The sequence below is a fragment of the Cellulomonas timonensis genome (assembly GCF_900046455.1).
GTDB classification, from domain to species: Bacteria; Actinomycetota; Actinomycetes; order Actinomycetales; family Cellulomonadaceae; genus Cellulomonas_A; species Cellulomonas_A timonensis.
This window is the reverse complement of sequence record NZ_FCOT01000013.1, coordinates 67,136-84,965: the sequence shown is the minus strand read 5'-3', so window position 1 is coordinate 84,965 and position 17,830 is coordinate 67,136. Positions and strand designations below refer to the sequence as shown.

At 71.0% G+C, this 17,830-nt stretch carries 14 protein-coding genes; 2 read left to right on the top strand and 12 right to left on the bottom strand.

Annotated elements, in window-relative coordinates:
• Window positions 1–63: 63 nt before the first annotated feature.
• From ilvC to BN3788_RS13835, 10 genes are all read right to left on the bottom strand, one after another.
• Window positions 64–1,092, bottom strand: a complete 1,029-nt coding sequence (ilvC, locus tag BN3788_RS13880) for a ketol-acid reductoisomerase (protein WP_066587422.1) — start codon at window positions 1,090–1,092, stop codon at window positions 64–66.
• Window positions 1,093–1,152: 60 nt separating this feature from the next.
• Window positions 1,153–1,677, bottom strand: coding sequence for an acetolactate synthase small subunit (gene ilvN, locus BN3788_RS13875; protein WP_066587419.1), 525 nt, complete (start codon window positions 1,675–1,677; stop codon window positions 1,153–1,155).
• On the bottom strand, window positions 1,674–2,405 hold the full coding sequence (locus tag BN3788_RS13870; RefSeq protein WP_066587415.1) for an aspartate/glutamate racemase family protein: 732 nt from the start codon (window positions 2,403–2,405) through the stop codon (window positions 1,674–1,676). The genes ilvN and BN3788_RS13870 overlap by 4 nt, the downstream gene beginning before the upstream one ends.
• The gene (locus tag BN3788_RS13865; RefSeq protein WP_066587412.1) at window positions 2,406–4,280 is read right to left on the bottom strand and encodes an acetolactate synthase large subunit; all 1,875 of its coding nucleotides are present in this window, start codon (window positions 4,278–4,280) and stop codon (window positions 2,406–2,408) included.
• 348 nt (window positions 4,281–4,628) lie between these two features.
• Entirely contained in the window at window positions 4,629–6,359 is a 1,731-nt protein-coding gene (gene ilvD / locus BN3788_RS13860; RefSeq protein WP_066587410.1) for a dihydroxy-acid dehydratase, read from the bottom strand.
• Window positions 6,360–6,377: 18 nt separating this feature from the next.
• Window positions 6,378–7,034, bottom strand: coding sequence for a VOC family protein (locus tag BN3788_RS13855; protein WP_066587397.1), 657 nt, complete (start codon window positions 7,032–7,034; stop codon window positions 6,378–6,380).
• 71 nt (window positions 7,035–7,105) lie between these two features.
• Entirely contained in the window at window positions 7,106–9,469 is a 2,364-nt protein-coding gene (locus BN3788_RS13850; protein WP_082812934.1) for a beta-xylosidase/alpha-l-arabinosidase, read from the bottom strand.
• A complete protein-coding gene (locus BN3788_RS13845) occupies window positions 9,466–10,359 on the bottom strand; it encodes a carbohydrate ABC transporter permease (protein WP_066587393.1) in 894 nt (297 codons plus the stop codon). Before BN3788_RS13845 ends, BN3788_RS13850 begins: the two co-directional genes overlap by 4 nt.
• Entirely contained in the window at window positions 10,356–11,393 is a 1,038-nt protein-coding gene (locus BN3788_RS13840; protein WP_066589384.1) for a carbohydrate ABC transporter permease, read from the bottom strand. Before BN3788_RS13840 ends, BN3788_RS13845 begins: the two co-directional genes overlap by 4 nt.
• A gap of 5 nt (window positions 11,394–11,398) precedes the next feature.
• Complete coding sequence (locus BN3788_RS13835; protein WP_066587391.1) at window positions 11,399–12,709, bottom strand: extracellular solute-binding protein; 1,311 nt, start codon at window positions 12,707–12,709, stop codon at window positions 11,399–11,401.
• Between the two features lie 142 nt (window positions 12,710–12,851).
• Between BN3788_RS13835 and BN3788_RS13830 the strand changes: the two genes are divergently transcribed.
• A complete protein-coding gene (locus tag BN3788_RS13830; protein ID WP_082812933.1) occupies window positions 12,852–13,832 on the top strand; it encodes a LacI family DNA-binding transcriptional regulator in 981 nt (326 codons plus the stop codon).
• A 134-nt stretch (window positions 13,833–13,966) separates the two neighbouring features.
• Here the strand turns inward: BN3788_RS13830 and BN3788_RS13825 are convergent, their stop codons facing one another.
• Window positions 13,967–15,493: a peptide MFS transporter gene (locus tag BN3788_RS13825; protein ID WP_066587386.1), complete on the bottom strand. Its 1,527-nt coding sequence runs from the start codon at window positions 15,491–15,493 to the stop codon at window positions 13,967–13,969.
• Between the two features lie 312 nt (window positions 15,494–15,805).
• Window positions 15,806–16,351, bottom strand: a complete 546-nt coding sequence (locus tag BN3788_RS13820; RefSeq protein ID WP_066587384.1) for a GNAT family N-acetyltransferase — start codon at window positions 16,349–16,351, stop codon at window positions 15,806–15,808.
• Between the two features lie 99 nt (window positions 16,352–16,450).
• Here BN3788_RS13820 and BN3788_RS13815 point away from each other — a divergent pair, with 99 nt between their 5' ends.
• Window positions 16,451–17,806, top strand: a complete 1,356-nt coding sequence (locus BN3788_RS13815; RefSeq protein ID WP_066587382.1) for a cryptochrome/photolyase family protein — start codon at window positions 16,451–16,453, stop codon at window positions 17,804–17,806.
• Window positions 17,807–17,830: the final 24 nt, after the last annotated feature.

Sequence of the window (17,830 nt, the reverse complement as noted above, 5' to 3'; positions counted from 1 at the left end):
ATGGACAGGGCCCGGGCCGTCGAAAAGCTCAGCGCCGTCGAAAGCTCAGCGCCGTCGATCAGGTCAGCGCGCGGCGCTGCCCTCGACGTAGTCGCTCTCGGACGGCTTCACCCAGGCGAACATCTTGCGCAGGTCGCGGCCGGTGGCCTCGATCGGGTGCGCCTCGCCCTTGGCACGGAGCTCGGTGAACTCCGGGGCGCCCGCGTCCTGGTCGTCGATGAAGCGCTTCGCGAAGGCGCCGTTCTGGATGTCCGCGAGGACGGCCTTCATGTTCTCCTTGACGCTCGGGTCGATGACCCGCGGGCCGGAGACGTAGTCGCCGTACTCGGCCGTGTCGGAGACGCTCCAGCGCTGCTTGGCGATGCCGCCCTCGACCATCAGGTCGACGATGAGCTTGAGCTCGTGCAGCACCTCGAAGTACGCGACCTCGGGCTGGTAGCCCGCCTCGGTCAGCGTCTCGAAGCCGTACTGGACCAGCTGCGAGGCGCCGCCGCACAGCACGGCCTGCTCGCCGAACAGGTCGGTCTCGGTCTCCTCGGTGAAGGTCGTCTTGATGCCGGCGGCGCGCAGGCCACCGATCGCCTTGGCGTACGAGAGCGCGAGCTCCCAGGCCTGGCCCGACGCGTCCTGCTCGACGGCGACGATCACCGGCACGCCACGGCCGTCGACGTACTCGCGACGCACCAGGTGGCCGGGGCCCTTGGGGGCGACCATGACGACGTCGTGGCCGGCGTCGGGCTTGATGTAGCCGAAGCGGATGTTGAAGCCGTGTCCGAAGACGAGCGCGGCGCCCTCGTTCAGGTTCGGGGCGATCTCGTCGCGGTACACGTGACGCTGGACCTGGTCCGGCGCGAGGATGACGACCACGTCGGCCTCCTTCACCGCGTCCACGACGGACAGCACGCGCAGGCCCTCGTTCTCGGCCTTGGCCCGCGAGGCGGAGCCCTCACGCAGGCCGACGCGGACGTCGACGCCCGAGTCGCGCAGGTTGAGCGCGTGCGCGTGGCCCTGGCTGCCGTAGCCGATGACCGCGACCTTCTTGGCGGCGATGATGGACAGGTCGGCGTCGTCGTCGTAGAACAGCTCAGCCACGGTGGTTCTCCTTGTGTGATTCGGTGGTGTTGGACGTCAGGGGGTGCTCGGGCGGGGCGGTCACGCGGACCGGTTGACCCGTTCGAGCGCGCGGTCGGTGATGGAGCGGGAGCCACGGCCGATCGCGACGGTGCCAGACTGCACGATCTCGCGGACGCCGAACGGCTCCAACGCGGCGAGCAGCGCCGCGAGCTTGTCCGGGCCGCCCGTCGCCTCGATGGTGACGGTGTCCGGCACCACGTCCACGACGTGCGCGCGGAAGAGCTGGACGACCTCGAGCACGTGGGTGCGCTGCGCGGCCTCGGCGCGGACCTTGACCAGCAGCAGCTCGCGCTGCACGGACGCGCTGTCCTCGAGCTCGACGATCTTGATGACGTTGATCAGCTTGTTGAGCTGCTTCGTCACCTGCTCGAGCGGCAGTTCTGCCACGTCGACCACCACGGTGATCCGCGAGATCTCCTCGCGCTCCGTCGGGCCGACCGCGAGCGAGTGGATGTTGAACGAGCGCCGGGCGAACAGCCCCGCGACCCGGGTGAGCACACCCGGCTTGTTCTCCACCAGCACCGAGAGCGTGTGCCTGGTCATGCTGCACCTTCTTCCAGGGACGAGGCCTGCGGCGCGAGTGCCGCGTCGAGGAGGGCGTGGACGTGCAGTGCCGTGCTGTCGAGCACGGGCACGGGGCTGTGCGTGGGGTCGTCGGGCGAGATGAGCATCGACAGCTCGGTGCACCCGAGGACGATGGCCTGCGCGCCCTGCTCGACCAGCCGGCCGATGATCGCGACATACGCCGCGCGTGAGGAGTCCAGCACCCGGCCGAGTGCGAGCTCCTGGTAGATCACCCGGTCGACCTCGGCCGCGTCCGCCCCGGTGGGCATGATCGTGGCCACGCCACGGGCGGCGAGGCGGGCCGGGTACAGGTCCGAGGCCATCGTGAAGCGGGTGCCGAGCACGCCCACCCGCTCGACGTCCAGTTCGGCCACCGCGTCCGCGACCACGTCGACGACGTGCACCACCGGCAGGCCGGAGCCGCGCGCGACCTCGTCGTGGAGCAGGTGCATCGTGTTCGCCAGGATGCCCACCAGCTCGGCGCCAGCGGCGCGCAGTTGAGCGGCCTCCCGCTCATACCGCTCCCCGAGCGCCGCCCAGTCGCCGGCGCTCTGCAGCGCCTCGATCTCGGCGAACTCCACGGAGCGGAGCACCAGGTCGGCTGAGTGGAGGCCGCCGAGGCGCGCCTGCACCCCCTCGTTGAGCTGGGCGTAGTAGTGCGCCGACGACTGCCAGGACGTGCCGCCGAGCAGTCCGATGCGGCGCACTCAGTCCTCCCGGTCCCACGCGGGCGTGATGCCCCGCGCGTACAGGATGTCGTCGTTGCTGACGCCCGACGGCACCATCGGCCACACCATCGAGTCGCGCGAGACCGTGAAGTCGACCACCACGGGCTGGTCGTTGATCTCCATCGCGCGCTTGATCGTGGCGTCCACGTCCGCCTTGGTCTCGCAGCGCAGCCCGACGCAGCCGTACGCGTCGGCGAGCTTGACGAAGTCCGGGATGCGGCGTGTGCCGTGGCCCGTGTGCAGGTCGGTGTTCGAGTAGCGGGACTCGTAGAACAGCGTCTGCCACTGGCGCACCATGCCGAGCGAGGAGTTGTTGATCACCGCGACCTTGATCGGGATCTCGTTGATCGCGCAGGTGGCGAGCTCCTGGTTGGTCATCTGGAAGCAGCCGTCGCCGTCGATCGCCCACACGGTGCGATCGGGCTCCCCCACCTTCGCGCCCATCGCGGCGGGCACGGCGAAGCCCATGGTGCCCAGGCCGCCGGAGTTGAGCCACGAGTTCGGCCGCTCGTAGCGGATGAACTGCGAGGCCCACATCTGGTGCTGGCCCACGCCCGCCACGAAGATCGAGTCCGGTCCGGAGATGTCGCCGATCCGCGAGATGACGTGCTGCGGGGCGAGGTGCCCGTCACTGGGCTCGTCGTAGCCCAGCGGGAACGTCTCGCGCAGCTTGTCGAGCTCGCTCCACCAGGCGCCCAGGTCCGGGCGACCGTGCTGCGTGTGCTCGCGGGCGAGCTCGGGCAGCAGGTCGGCGATGACCTCGCGCAGGTCGCCGACGATCGGCACGTCCACGGCCCGGTTCTTGCCGATCTCGGCCGGGTCGATGTCCGCGTGCACGATCGTCGCGTTCGGCGCGAAGCTCGACAGCTTGCCGGTGACGCGGTCGTCGAACCGCGCGCCCAGGCTCACGACCAGGTCAGCCTTCTGCAGGGCCGCGACCGCCGCGACGGTGCCGTGCATGCCCGGCATGCCCAGGTGCTGCGGGTGCGAGTCAGGCAGCGCGCCGCGGGCCATCAGCGTGGTCACGGCCGCCGCGCCCGAGGCGTCGACGAGCTGGCGCAGCTCCGCCGAGGCTCCGGAGCGGATCGCGCCGCCGCCGATGTACAGCACCGGGCGCCGCGCGGTCGCGAGCAGCCGTGCGGCCTCGCGGATCTGCTTGGCGTGCGGCTTGACGACCGGGTGGTAGCCCGGCAGGTCGAGCTCCTGCGGCCACGAGAACGTGGTGTCCGTGACCATCGCCGACTTCGCGATGTCGACGAGCACCGGGCCCGGGCGGCCGGTGGAGGCGATGTGGAACGCCTCGGCGATCACCCGCGGGATCTGCGCGGGGTCGGTCACGAGGAAGTTGTGCTTGGTGATCGGCAGGGTGATGCCGACGATGTCGGCCTCCTGGAAGGCGTCAGTGCCGATCAGGGAGGCGCCGACCTGGCCGGTGATGGCCACCATCGGGATCGAGTCCATGTTCGCGTCGGCGATCGGCGTCACCAGGTTCGTGGCGCCCGGCCCCGAGGTGGCCATGCAGACCCCGACCCGACCGGTGGCGTGCGCGTAGCCCGACGCCGCGTGCCCGGCGCCCTGCTCGTGCCGCACCAGGATGTGACGGAGCTTCTTCGAGTCCATCAGGGGGTCGTAGGTCGGCAGGATCGCGCCGCCGGGGATGCCGAAGACGACGTCGACGCCGGCCTCCTCGAGGGAGCGGACGATCGACTGGGCGCCCGTCACCTGCTCTCGCACAACCGAGGCCTGCGGAACGGGCTGCTGCGCGCTGGCGAGCCGCGGCTCGACCGTCGCGCGCACCGATGCCGGTGTGGCGGGCGTCGTGCGTTGCGGTGCGGGGTGGGTGCCCTGGACCATCGTGTCTCCCTGGCGTCGGTGCTGAAGCTGAGTGCTCTGGGTCGATCACTACTGCTCGCACGGTGGCCCGTGCGTCTGGCATAGAAAAACCCCTCGGCCCGGAAGGGGCTGGACGAGGGGTGCGCGCGCTGACGAGACCTGTGACGAAGGTGGCCTCAGCCGGCGCGCCCAGGAAGTACTACAACAATGATCGTCTGCACGGACTGGACTGTACGCCGGTCCGCCGCTGAATGTCACGCCTCCCACCTGCCGTCTCACATCGTGGTGCACGTGTCCAATTCTCGGACGCGCCCCCTGCCCCACCTGCGCGGACAGACGCCCATGCCGGTCCCTAGATCAGCACCGTCTCTACATCAGCACCGCGCCCACCGAGGCGGACTGCACGAGCTTCACGTACTTGCCGAGTACCCCCCGCGTGTACCGCGGCGGCAACGGCTCCCAGCCCACCGCGCGCGCCTCCATCTCCGCAGGCGCGACGAGCAGGTCCAGTCTCGCGTTGGCCACGTCGAGGCGGATGCGATCGCCATCGCGGACGAACGCGATCGGCCCCGCGTCCACCGCCTCCGGCGCCACATGCCCAACGCACAGCCCGGTGGTCCCGCCGGAGAACCGGCCGTCGGTCAGCAGCAGCACGTCCTTGCCCAGCCCCGCGCCCTTGATCGCGCCGGTGATGGCCAGCATCTCCCGCATGCCGGGGCCGCCCTTGGGCCCCTCATAGCGGATCACCACCACATCGCCCGCCACGATCGTGCCGTCCTCCAGCGCGTCCATCGCCGCCCGCTCGCGGTCGAAGACCCTCGCCGTGCCCTCGAACACGTCCGAGTCGAAGCCGGCCGACTTCACCACGGCGCCCTCGGGCGCCAGCGAGCCACGCAGGATCGTGATGCCGCCGGAGCGGTGGATCGGGTCGCCCATCGCCCGCAGGATCTTGCCGTCCGGGTCGGGAGGCGCGATGTCCGCGAGGTTCTCCGCGACGGTCCGGCCTGTGACGGTCAGGCAGTCGCCATCCAGCAGCCCCGCGTCGAGCAGCGCCTTCATCACCACCGGCACGCCGCCCACCCGGTCGACATCGCTCATCACATACCTGCCGAACGGCTTCAAGTCGCCCAGGTGCGGCACCCGCGCCGCCACCCGCGCGAAGTCGTCGAGTGTGAGGTCGACCTCGGCCTCATGCGCGATGGCCAGCAGGTGCAGCACCGCGTTCGTCGAGCCGCCGAACGCCATCACCACGGCGATCGCGTTCTCGAAGGCCGGCTTCGTCATGATCTGCCGGGCGGTGATGCCGCGGCGCAGCAGCTCGACGACGGCTTCCCCGGACTGCCGGGCGAACACGTCCCGGCGCCGGTCCACCGCGGGAGGCGCCGCCGAGCCGGGCAGCGACATGCCCATCGCCTCGGCCACCGACGCCATCGTGTTCGCGGTGTACATCCCGCCGCAGGCGCCCTCGCCGGGGCAGATCGCGCGCTCGATGCGGCCCACGTCCTCCCGGCTCATCAGCCCCCGCGCGCATGCGCCCACGGCCTCGAAGGCGTCGATGATCGTGACGTCCTTCTCGGTGCCGTCCTCCAGGGTGACGAATCCCGGCAGCGTGGAGCCCGCGTACAGGAACACGTTGGCGAGGTCGAGGCGCGCGGCGGCCATCAGCATGCCCGGCAGCGACTTGTCACAGCCGGCCAGCAGCACCGAGCCATCGAGCCGCTCAGCCTGCATCACCACCTCCACCGAGTCCGCGATGACATCGCGGCTCACCAGCGAGAAGTGCATGCCCTCATGGCCCATCGAGATGCCGTCGGACACCGAGATGGTGCCGAACTCCAGCGGGAAGCCGCCGGCCTCGTGCACGCCCTCCTTGACGGCCTTGGCCAGCCGGTCGAGGGACAGGTTGCATGGCGTGATCTCGTTCCACGAACTGCCGACGCCGATCTGCGGCTTCGCGAAGTCCTCGTCGCCGAGGCCGACGGCGCGCAGCATGCCGCGCGCTGCTGTGGCCTCCAGCCCGTCGGTGACCTGGCGTGACCGTGGCTTGATGTCGACGCCGTTCACCGGGGCGCCGGACGGACTCTCGGAGGCAGTGGGCATCCTCGGAGTGTGGCGCCGTCAGTCCCTGGCCTGCCAGGTGCTCACGCACACCTCGTTGCCCTCCGCGTCGGCCAGCACCCAGAACGACGGCGCGCGCTGGTCGCTCACCACATGGCCCCCGGCGGCGATCGCGTCCGCCACCCGTTGCTCCGCCACGTCATGCGGCACCGTGACGTCCAGGTGGATGCGGTTGCGCTGCGGCCGCGGCGCGTCCATCTGCTGGAACCAGATCGCCGGGCCGATGCCCGCCGGGTCCTCGATCGCCGGCGTCGCACCCGGGTCGTCGCGGTAGGCGAAGACCGCCCGCCAGAACGGGAGGACCGCGGGGATGTCGAGCGCGTCGACGGCGATCTCGGTGATCCCCAGCACCGGGACCTCCGACTCGATCCCCAGCTCGTCGGCGATGTGGCTGATCACGGCCGCGAGCGCGACGTCGCGCTCGCTCACGCCGTGCACGTCGTGGCTCGTGAGCGCCACGCGCAGGCGGCCGTAGGTCAGGTGCAGGTCGGGGTGGTGCTGCACGGCCTCGGCGGCGATGGTGATGCGCTGGGCGAGCAGGAATCCACGCGAGAACGTCTCGGTGCGAAACGAGGCGTGGATCGTGTGCAAGAGCACGCGCCAGTGGCGCGCGTCGGTGCGGGCTGTCACATCGGCGTGGGTCAGCAGATCGCTCATGGGCACAGCGTGGCGCCGGGCGCCGACATGTGCCTGTCGACGCCCGGCGCGCTACTGATCCCCCAACTGCCTCAGCGGACCGAGACGGACGTCCAGCGCTCGCTGCTCGTGTCCACCCGGTGCGCGGGCCCTGTGAGCGTCGTCCGCGCCTCGGTCTCGCGCTCGGCGCACGAGGGCCCGACCCACAGCTCCAGCTCGCCCGGCTCCACGACCCGGACCAGGTCGCGGTTGGAGAACGCCAACCGCGCCGGCGGCGCCGAGAACGTCACCAGGATCGACTCGCCCGGCTCCAGCCGCACACGCTGGTACCCGATGAGCTGCGCCACCGGCCGTGTCACCGAGCCGACGACGTCACGTGCGTAGAGCTGCACCACGTCCTCGCCGGCCCGCTCCCCCGTGTTGGTGACCCGCACGCTCGCCTCGACGGGCGAGTCGGTGGCCACCTGTGCCGGGACCTGGAGGTCCGATCGGGCGAACGTGGTGTACGAGAGCCCGTGCCCGAACGGCAGCGCGGGAGTGCTGCGCAGGTTCGTCACGTCACCGTTCCCGCCGAGCTGCGGGTGCAGGTACGTGTACGGCTGCGCGCCCGCGGAGCGCGGCATGCTCACCGGCAGGCGGCCGGACGGGTTCACCCGGCCGGACAGCACCCCGGCGATGGCCTGCGCGCCCTCCTCACCCGGGAAGAACGCCTGCACCACCGCGGCGCAGCGGCCCAGCGCCCAGTCGACCGCGTACGGCCGACCGGTGAGCAGCACGAGCACCACGGGCGTGCCGGTGGCGAGGACGGCCTCGACGAGCTCGCGCTGCACGCCAGGCAGCTCCAGGTCGTCGCGGTCGCACCCCTCCCCGACGGTCCCCCGGCCGAAGAGCCCGGCGTGGTCGCCGACGACGACCACGGCGACCTCGGCGGTGGCCGCCGCCGAGATCGCCGCAGCGAAGCCCGAACGGTCGTCATCATCGACAGCGCAGCCGCGCGCGCCAATGATCTCCGCCCCGGGCAGCTCAGTGGCGAGCGCGTCGGCCACCGTCTGGATCTCGATCCCCACCTCGACGCCCGGATGGTGCGCCAGCACGTGGTTGAGGAACGAGTAGCAGCCGAACAGCGCCTCGACGCGGTCCGCGTTCGGGCCGATCACCGCGACGCGTGCGGGCGCCGCCAGCGGCAGTGTGCCGTCGTTCGCGAGCAGCACGAGGGACTCCTCGGCCAGTCGCGCGGCGATCCTGCGGTGCTCGGCGCTGTCGAGGTCGACAGCCGTGGGCGGCTCGTCGTCGAAGGTCGCGTCGAGGAGCCCGAGCTCCTCCTTCTGCTCGAGCGCCCGCAGCACCGCACGGTCCACGAGCGCCTCGTCGACGCGTCCTGCCCGCACGGCCTCGGCGAGCGGCGTGAGGTACGCGTCACCCGTCGGCAGCTCGATGTCGACCCCGGCGGCGAGGGCCAAGCCGGCCGCCTCGCCGAGATCGGCGGCCACGGAGTGCAGCAGGTGCAGGAACGCCACACCGAAGTAGTCCGCGACCACTGCCCCGTCGAAGCCCCAGCGCTCGCGCAGGACACCGGTGAGCATCGCGGGGTCCGCCGCGACGGGCACGCCGTCGATCTCGGCGTAGGAGTGCATCACCGAGCGGGCGCCGCCGTCGAGCAGCGCCATCTCGAACGGCACGAGCAGGACGTCCTCGACCTCGCGCGGCCCGGCGTGCACCGGGGCGAAGTTGCGCCCCGACTGCGACCCCGAGTACCCGACGAAGTGCTTGAGGGTGGCGTGCACGCCCATGGACTGCAGGCCGCGCACGTAGGACGTCCCGAGGGTCCCGACGACGTACGGGTCCTCGGAGATGCACTCGTCGACACGCCCCCAGCGGGGGTCGCGGATCACGTCGAGCACCGGCGCGAGCCCCTGGTGCACGCCGAGCACCCGCATCGAGTCGCCGATCACGGCGCCCATCTCGGCCACGAGGTCGGGGTCGAACGCGGCGCCCCACGCCAGCGGCGTGGGGAACGTCGCGGCCCGCCAGGCCGACAGGCCCGTCAGGCACTCCTCGTGCACGAGCGCCGGGATGCCCAACCGGGTGTCGCGGACCAGGGTGCGCTGCTTCTCCCACAGCCACTGGGCCCGCTCGACCGCCTCCACCGGACGTGTGCCGTACACCCGGGTCAGGTGGCCGAGCCCATGCCGCATCGCCTCGGCCAGCCCGATGTCGCGGGTGAACTCACCCTGCAGCGGGGCGACCGCCTCACCGTCGGCCTTCTCCCAGAAGCCCACGATCTGCGCGAGCTTCTCCTCGAGGGTCATCTGCGCGAGCAGCGCGCGCGGGCGTGTGCCGACATCGGACCCAGCCAGCGGCTGCAGAACAGTCACCGAACCATCCCCTTCATTGGAGCTAACGAGCCGGAGCGGGCGCTGTGGGGCGCCCACCCCGTCCAGCGGCGCGGGGCTCATCCCTTCACCGCTCCCTGCAGGCCGTTGACGATCCGCTTCTGCATGGCGAGGAAGAACACCAGGGCGGGGATCATCGCGAGCGAGGTGAACGCGAACACTCCGGCGGTGTCAGAGGAGTACTCGGACGAGTAGTCCGCGACGCCGAGCGGCAGCGTCTTCATGTCGCCCTGCAGCAGCAGGAGCGGCAGCAGGTAGGCGTTCCATGACGCGACGAAGGCGAGCACGCCCACCGTCACCATGCCCGGGCCGGACAGCGGCACCAAGATCCGCCAGAAGAACCCGATGCGGGACGCGCCGTCGATCAGCGCCGCCTCCTCGAGCTCGTCAGGCAGCGCCTGCAAGAACGGGCGGAGGATGATCACCGTCGTCGGCAGCGCGAAGGCCGCCTGCGGCAGTGCCACGCCCCACCACGTGTTGCCGAGCCCGAGGTCCTTGGTGATGAGGATGAACAGCGGGATGATCGCGACCGTGGCGGGGAACAGCAGCCCGGCCACGAAGACCAGGAAGAGCTGCTCCCGCCCGCGGAACCTGTAGCGCGCCAGCGGGTAGGCCGCCATCATGCCGAACACGACGACGATGGCCGTGGTGACCAACGCGATGATCGTGGAGTTCAGCGTGTACTGCCAGAAGTCGGGGTTGGTCAGGACCCCCGTGTAGTTCGACAGGATCCACGGCGAGGGGAGGCCGGCGGGGTTCTCCGCGAGCTGCGCGTTCGAGCGGAAGCCGCCGAACACGCCGTAGAGCACGGGCCCGAGGGTGATCGCCACGACCACCAGGGCCAGGCCGTAGACGAGCGGCGAGCCTCCCCCGGGGCGCTTGATGCGCCGACGGGCCTGCTCCGGCCGCTCGTGCGGCGTTGTCGACGCCGAGGTCAGGGTGCCGGCGCTCATCGAGTTGCCTTCTTCCGCGGAGCCGGGTCGTGAGTGTCACGGCGCATCACGAAGCGCTGGTAGACCAGCGCCAGGGCGAGCGCGATCACGAAGAGGATCACCGAGGCCGCCGAGGCGATGCCGAAGTTCTGCCGCTTGGTGCCCTCGGTGATGAGGAACGTCGCCATCGTGGTGGTCGCGTTGGCGGGCCCGCCCTTGGTGAGGATCCACACCATGTCGAAGAGCTGGAGCGATCCGATCATCGACAGGAAGCCCCAGGTGCGCATGGTCGGGCCGAGCAGCGGGATGGTGATCTTCCGCTGGATCTGCCACCAGCTGGCGCCGTCGAGTTGCGAGGCCTCGTAGAGCTCCTCGGGGACGCCCTGCAGGCCGGCGAGGAAGAGGATCACGGCCAGGCCGAGGTACTTCCAGGTCAGGACCGCGATGACCGCGATCATCGCCTTGTCGGGAGTGCCCAGCCAGCCCTGCGGCGGGCCCTGGAGCCCTACCGCGCCAAGGATCGTGTCGACGACGCCGTAGTTGGGCTGCAACAGCTGGAACCACACGACGCCCGCGATGACCTCAGCGAGGACGTAAGGCACGAAGATGATGGTCCGCAGCACGCCCTGGCCCCACATCTTGCGATTGAGCAAGAGCGCGATAGCCAAGCCGAGCGGGAGCTGAATGAGGATCGAGAAGACCACAATGGTGAGGTTGTGCTGCAGCGCGTCCGTGAAGACGTCGTTCTGGAGCACTGTCACGTAGTTCTTCAGCCCGACGAAATCAACGAGGGGGCCGAATCCCTTCCAGCGGTACAGCGAGAACTGGAGTGCCTTGACAATGGGCCACACCACGAAGAAAAGAAAGAGCAGGAGCGCGGGCGCCACGAAGAAGAAGATCTCCGCGCGCTTGCGCCAGGCGGGGCCCGGCCCACGGCGTCCGCCCGGGGCCCGGGCCGCCGGCCGCGCCGAAGCGCGACCGGCGACCGGGGCCTGGGAGGTGGACGTCGCAGCCGAGACGGGGGCGCCCGCAGGGGCGGTCGTTTCGTCTGCCACGTCGGTCACTTCTCCGCGTCAGCCGCCGCCTGGGTGGCGTCCACGATGTCCTGCGCCGTGGCGCTGGAGGCGAACACCAGGGCGATCGCGTCGTTCATCGCGCCGCCGACCGAGGTGCCGAACGCCGTGTCGAAGTAGAGCTGGACGAACGGCGAGGCGTCACGGACCTGAAGGAGGTCGGCGAGGGCCTTGTCCTTCACGTACTGGGTGGCCGACGGGTTGGTCGGCAGGCCCATGTCGTTGTCCGCGAAGCCCTGCTGGACCTTGTCGGACAGGAGGTAGTTCACGAAGTCGACAGCAGCGTCGGGCGCGTCCTGCGACACGGCCCAGGCGTCACCGCCGCCGAGGACTGCCGTCTGGTCGCCCTTGCCGCCGCTCACGGCCGGGAAGGGGAACCAGCCGGTGTCGTCGCCGAGGCCCGTCTTGTCCTCGGTGAGGCCCTGCATCACGCCGGGCTCCCAGTGGCCGGCGAGCTCCATGGCGACCTTGCCGGTCGCGAGGAGAGCCGAGGCGCTCGTCGGGCCCTTCTGGGCGGGCGTCGCCAGGAAGCCCGCGTTGAACGGCTCGGCGGCGATCAGCTGCTCGAGGTCGACACCCGCCTTGACGAAGCACGGGTCGCTGAAGTCCAGCGTCCCAACGCCGTCCTGCAGCGTCTTCTGCGAGCACTCGCGCAGCGCGAAGTAGTACCAGTAGTGCGCCGCGGGCCACTTCTCGCCGGCGCCCACGGAGGCGGGCTCGATGCCGGCCGCCTTGAGCTTGTCGATGGCGACGTAGAACTCCTCCATCGTGGCGGGCGGAGTCTCGATGCCCGCCTGGGCGAAGAGCGACTTGTTGTACCAGAACCCGACGACGCCCATGGAGAAGGGCAGGCCGTAGGTCTTGCCGTCGACCTGCCAGCCGGCGACGGCGCTGCCGATCGTCGAGATCGCGTCGGCCGAGCCCTCGGACAGGTCCTTGGTCAGGCCCGCCTCGACGTGGGCCGCGAGCTCGCCGCCGCCACGCTCCATGTAGACGTCAGGCGCGTCCCCACTCTGGAACGCCGCGTCGAGCTTCGTGATCATGTCGTCGTGCTGCATGGCGCTGATCTCGACGGTCACGCCAGGGTTGTCGGCCTCGAAGTCGGCCACGACCTGGTCGTAGTAGTCCTTGCCAGGCGAGGTGTTGGAGTTGTGCCACCAGGTGATGGTGGTCGCGTCTCCGTTGCCCTCATCCGTGCCTTCTCCGGCGTCAGTGCCGGAGCCACACGCCGTTGCGAGCAGCGCCACACCGACACCCAGGCTGAGGGTGCGGAGCGCTGCGGTCCTCGTCTTCTTCATCGTCGAATCTCCTCGTCGTCACTGACAGGGCGGGACGCGGATCAGGTTGGCAGCATTTCGCCCGCTGCGTCAATCGTTGTCGATATCGTTATCGAACTGATGCTCTATGCTTCCCAACGTGGACACGACTCCCCGCGTCAAAATGGCTGATGTGGCCCGGACCGCAGGAGTCTCGGTAGCCACCGTCTCGAAAGTGGTGAACGGCCGTTACGGCGTCGCCCAGAGCACCCTGGCCCGCGTCCAGGAGGTGATCGACGACCTCGGCTATGAGGCCAGCCTGGGCGCCAGGTCGTTGCGCCGGCACCGCACCAACGTGCTGGGCATCCTCGTCGCCGAGTTCGAGCCGTTCAGCACCGAGTTGCTCAAGGGCGCCTCGACGGCGGTGGCGGCGACGGGATACGAGCTGCTCGCCTACTCCGGCGGCGGGCGCGGCGGCGACATCGGCTGGGAGAAGCGCTACCTCTCACGCCTGTCCGGGACGCTGATCGACGGCGCCATCATCGTCACCCCGACAGTGGTCGGGACCAACCACGGCGTGCCCGTCGTGGCCGTCGACCCGCACACCGGCCCGTCCGGCATCCCCATGATCGACTCGGACAACCGCGGCGGCGCCGTGCTCGCCACCGAGCACCTGATCGCGCTCGGCCACCGGCGCATCGGCTTCCTCGGCGGGCGCGAGGACCTCGACTCCGCGCAGCAGCGCGAGGAGGGCTTCCGCCAAGCGATGGACGCGGCGGGCATCCCCGTCGACGAGTCCCTCGTGGCCGTGGGCGGCTACCGGCCCGAGACCGCCGACGGGCCCGCGCGCACACTCCTGGACAGGGCCGATCCGCCCACCGCGGTGTTCGCGGCGAACGACCTCTCCGCCATCCAGGTCATGACCGTCGCGCGCGGGCTCGGCATGAGCCTGCCCGACGACCTGTCGGTGATCGGGTTCGACAACGTGCCTGAGTCCGCTCTCGCGACCCCGCCGCTCACCACCATCAACCAGCCCCTGCAGCGCATGGGCTCCGAGGCCCTGCGGCTCCTGGTCGACCTCATCGACGGCCGCGAGCGTCCCTCCCATTTGCGGCTGCCCACCGAGCTCGTGATGCGCGCCTCCTGCGCGCCTCCGCGCCACTGACCTCACGCCCCGCGCCGGGCCCCGCCGCCCGACACCGCTACGGCGCCCGCCAGGATCACCCGCCGAGTTCACTCGTCCGGCCCAGGCGGCGCCACCCGTGCGGCCCAGCGGCGATCACTCGTTCGATGCGGGGCTCACGCCTGCAACTCGGCCTCACGGGTGCTCTCCGCGCCCGCCTTGATGTGCCGGGTCACCCACGGGGCGAGCGCGAACATCGCCAGCGCGGGGATCATCGCGATCGCCCCGATCCAGCCGAAGTACGCCGTCTCGCTCACCCCCTCGGTGGCTGTGAGGAGCTGCGCGGTGATGGCATTGCCCGCGGCGGGCGCCAGGAACCAGAGCGCCATCGCCTGGCTGCGGAACGCCTCGGGGGCGAGCAGGGTCGTGGCCGCGAGCCCGATCGGCGACAGGCACAGCTCGCCCAGCGTCTGCATGACATACGTGAGCACCAGCACCCAGGCCGGGCTCTTCCCGTCACCGGCGACCGCCGACGCGGCGGACAGGAAGAGGAAGCTCGACGCGGCCATCGTCAGCCCGATGGCGAACTTCACCGCCGTGGACGGGCGATTGTTCGTCTTGTACCAAATCCACGCGAACACCGGCGAGAGCAGCACGATGCCCGCCGGGTTCACCGACTGGAAGACCTCCGGCGCGATCGTCCACCCGAAGACCGTGCGGTCCGTGCGGTTCTCCGCATAGGCGGCCAGGGTGCTGGCCGCCTGCTCGAAGATCATCCAGAACGCCACGGCCGTGAGGAACAGCGGCACATACGCGGCCAGCCGCGACCGCTCGTGCGCGCTCACCCGCGGCGAGCGGAACATCACCAGGAAGTACGCGATGGGCGCCGCGAACGCCAGGTACGACAACGCGTCGATGAGGACGCCGAGCCCGGACTCCCCCGACACCCAGGACGCGAGCAGCACTGCGAGCCCCACTGCCAGGAGCACCAGGACCCCCGTGCGCGCCAGCGCAGGGCGGTCCGCCCGGGTCAGGGGATTGCCGGGCTGGTCGCCCGCGTGGCCCAACAACCGCCGGCCGGCGACGAAGAACACCAGCGCGATCGCCATGCCGATGGCGGCCACCGCGAACCCGGCGTGGAAGCCGCCCCAGGCGCGGGCCGCCCCGACCACGAACGGCGCCGCGAATGAGCCGATGTTGATGCCCATGTAGAAGATCGAGAACCCCGAGCTGCGCCGCGGGTCCTCGCGGGCGTAGAGCTCGCCGACCATCGTCGAGACGTTCGGCTTGAGCAGGCCGGTGCCGACCGCGACGCAGGCGATGCCCGCGAAGGAGAAGCCCGCCGACGGGACGGTCAGCAAGACGTGGCCCGCGGCGATGACGACACCGCCGTACAGCGTGGCCCGTCGGGCGCCCATCACCCGGTCGGCGAGCCAGCCACCGACCACGGACAGCAGGTAGACGGCCGTGCCGTAGATCGCGACGAGCGCGCCACCGGTGCTGCTCGCGATGCCGAGGCCGCCGTCCTCGACGGAGGCCGTCAAATAGAACAGCAGGATGGCGCGCATCCCGTAGTAGCTGAATCGCTCCCACAGCTCGGTGTTGAAGAGGGTGAAGAGTCCCAGGGGGTGTCCGAAGAACGCGTGGTCGCGGGGCACCGGTGGCTGGTGCTCCGGCGAGGGCTGGACCGGTGCGCTAGTCATCCCCCCATGGTGCAACGAGTCAGCCCAACCGGCCCGGCCACAGAAGGATTGTCTGACCAGGACGAACGGCCCACACGGCCACGCGCGGCGCACAGCATCCTGGACATGCCGGATCGCCCCACACTCCTGGGAACCACGAGTGCCCCACGACGAGGGGCGACGCTGGCAGCGGACCACCAGTCCGCCTGCTACGCCTGACCCTGCTGATCCTTGGTCAGGTACCCCAGCCAGGCCGCCGCCCGGTCGCTCGACACGACCGGATCGGCGGCCTGGCGCCGGGGCAGTACGCCAGGCCCGTGCGCCGGCGCCGGGTCAGTCCAGCTGGCTGGCGCGGAACTCGTCTTCGAGCAGCCCCATCACCAGGCTGTCGCACCAGCGCTCACCGTCGCGGTACGCGTCCCGCAGCCTGCCCTCGACGCGGAAGCCGAGGTTCTCGTACAGGGAACGGGCCCGCGGGTTGATGCTCAGCACGTCCATCTCGACGCGGTGCAGGCCAAGCCCGTCGAACGCCAGCCCGAGCATGAGCTGGATCGCCTCGGTGCCGTAGCCGCGGCCGCGGTACCCCGGGCGCATCACGAGCCGCAGGTTGCCGCTGCGCACGACGTCGTCGATCTCGTTCAGGACGATCTCGCCCAGGTACTCGTCGGAGCCGTTCGCCGTGATCGCGAGGTCGATGCGGCCGTCCTGATCGGAGACCGTCGCGCACCAGTCGTCGATCTGCGCCCGCGTGAAGATCGTGGTCGTGCCCGTCATACGGGCCCCTTCCGGGTCCTGCACCATCTCCCACATCGCGTCCGCGTCGGCTGCGCGAACGGGGCGCAGCCGGATCATCTCCCCCTCGAGGGAAGGCTTCTTCATGGCGCCTCCTTCATTCACCGCACGAGCCTACGTCCCGCCGATGTCGCCGAGGTTTCCCGGCCAGCCGACCCGGGCGCGCGGCCCGGCTAGCGTGGCCGTGTGACAGCGATCCACTGGTTCCGCCGCGACCTGCGCCTCGCCGACAACCCCGCCCTGCTGGCCGCGGCCGCCGGTGGCGAGGTGGTCGGGGTGTTCGTGCTCGACGACAGGCTGTGGCACTCCGCTGGGGCCCCGCGCCGCGCCTATCTGGTGCGCAGCCTCGAAGCCCTCGACGCGAGCATGGACGGACGCCTGCTCGTGCTGCGGGGCGACCCCGTCGACGTGATCCCGCGCCTGGCCCGCGAGGTGGAGGCCGTGGCCGTGCACGTGGCGGGGTCCTATGAGCCGTACGGCGTGCGACGCGACAGGACCGTCGAGGCCGCGCTGGACGCGGCGGGCACTGCGCTGGTGCGCACAGGCTCCGCGTACGCGGTGGATCCTGGCGTGCTGCGGACCCGCGCGGGCGGCCCGTTCCAGGTGTTCACGCCGTTCCGCACGGCGTGGCTCGAGCGCGGGTGGCCAGGACCCGCCGGGGAGGGCGCGCGGGTGCGCTGGGTGGGCGCCGCCGGCGGCGCGGCGCTCCCCGCCGAGCCGGACCTGGGCGGGCTCCGGCTGCCCGACGCCGGCGAGGACGCCGCCCGACGCCGATGGGCGTCCGCGCTCGACAACGTGGTGCCTCGCTACGCCGACGAGCGGGACCGCCCCGACCGGGAGGGGACCTCGCGGATGTCCGCCGCGCTGCGCTGGGGCGAGGTCCACCCTCGCACGCTGCTCGGCGACCTCGGCCGCCTCCCCGGGGACGGGCCGGCGATGTTCCGCAGCGAGCTCGCGTGGCGCGAGTTCCACGCCGACGTGCTGCACCACCACCCGTCGGCGCGGACCGAGTCGCTGCGGCCGGTGGCGCCCGAGGACGCGTGGGCCGCCGGCGACCGCGAGCACGCCCTGCTCACCGCCTGGCAGGACGGCCGCACCGGGTACCCGTTCGTCGACGCGGGCATGCGCCAGCTCCGCGCCGAGGGGTGGATGCACGGACGCACGCGCATGGTGGTGGCGTCGTTCCTGGTCAAGGACCTGCACATCCGGTGGCAGCGCGGCGCCGAGCACTTCCTGCGCTGGCTCGTGGACGCCGACCTGAGCCAGAACCAGCTCAACTGGCAGTGGGTGGCGGGGACGGGGCGCGACGCGGCGCCGTTCTTCCGGGTGTTCAACCCGGTGGCCCAGGGGCAGCGGTACGACCCCGACGGCGACTACGTGCGCCGGTGGGTCCCCGAGTTGCGCGGTGTCGCGGGCGCCGCGGTGCACGAGCCGTGGCGGCTGCCCGCCGGGACCGTGGACTACCCGGAGCGGCTCGTGGACCATGCCGCGGAGCGGCGCGTCGCGCTCGAGGACAACGCCCGCGCCAGGGCGTCGAGATGAGCGCTTGCGCTTGACGTAACGTCA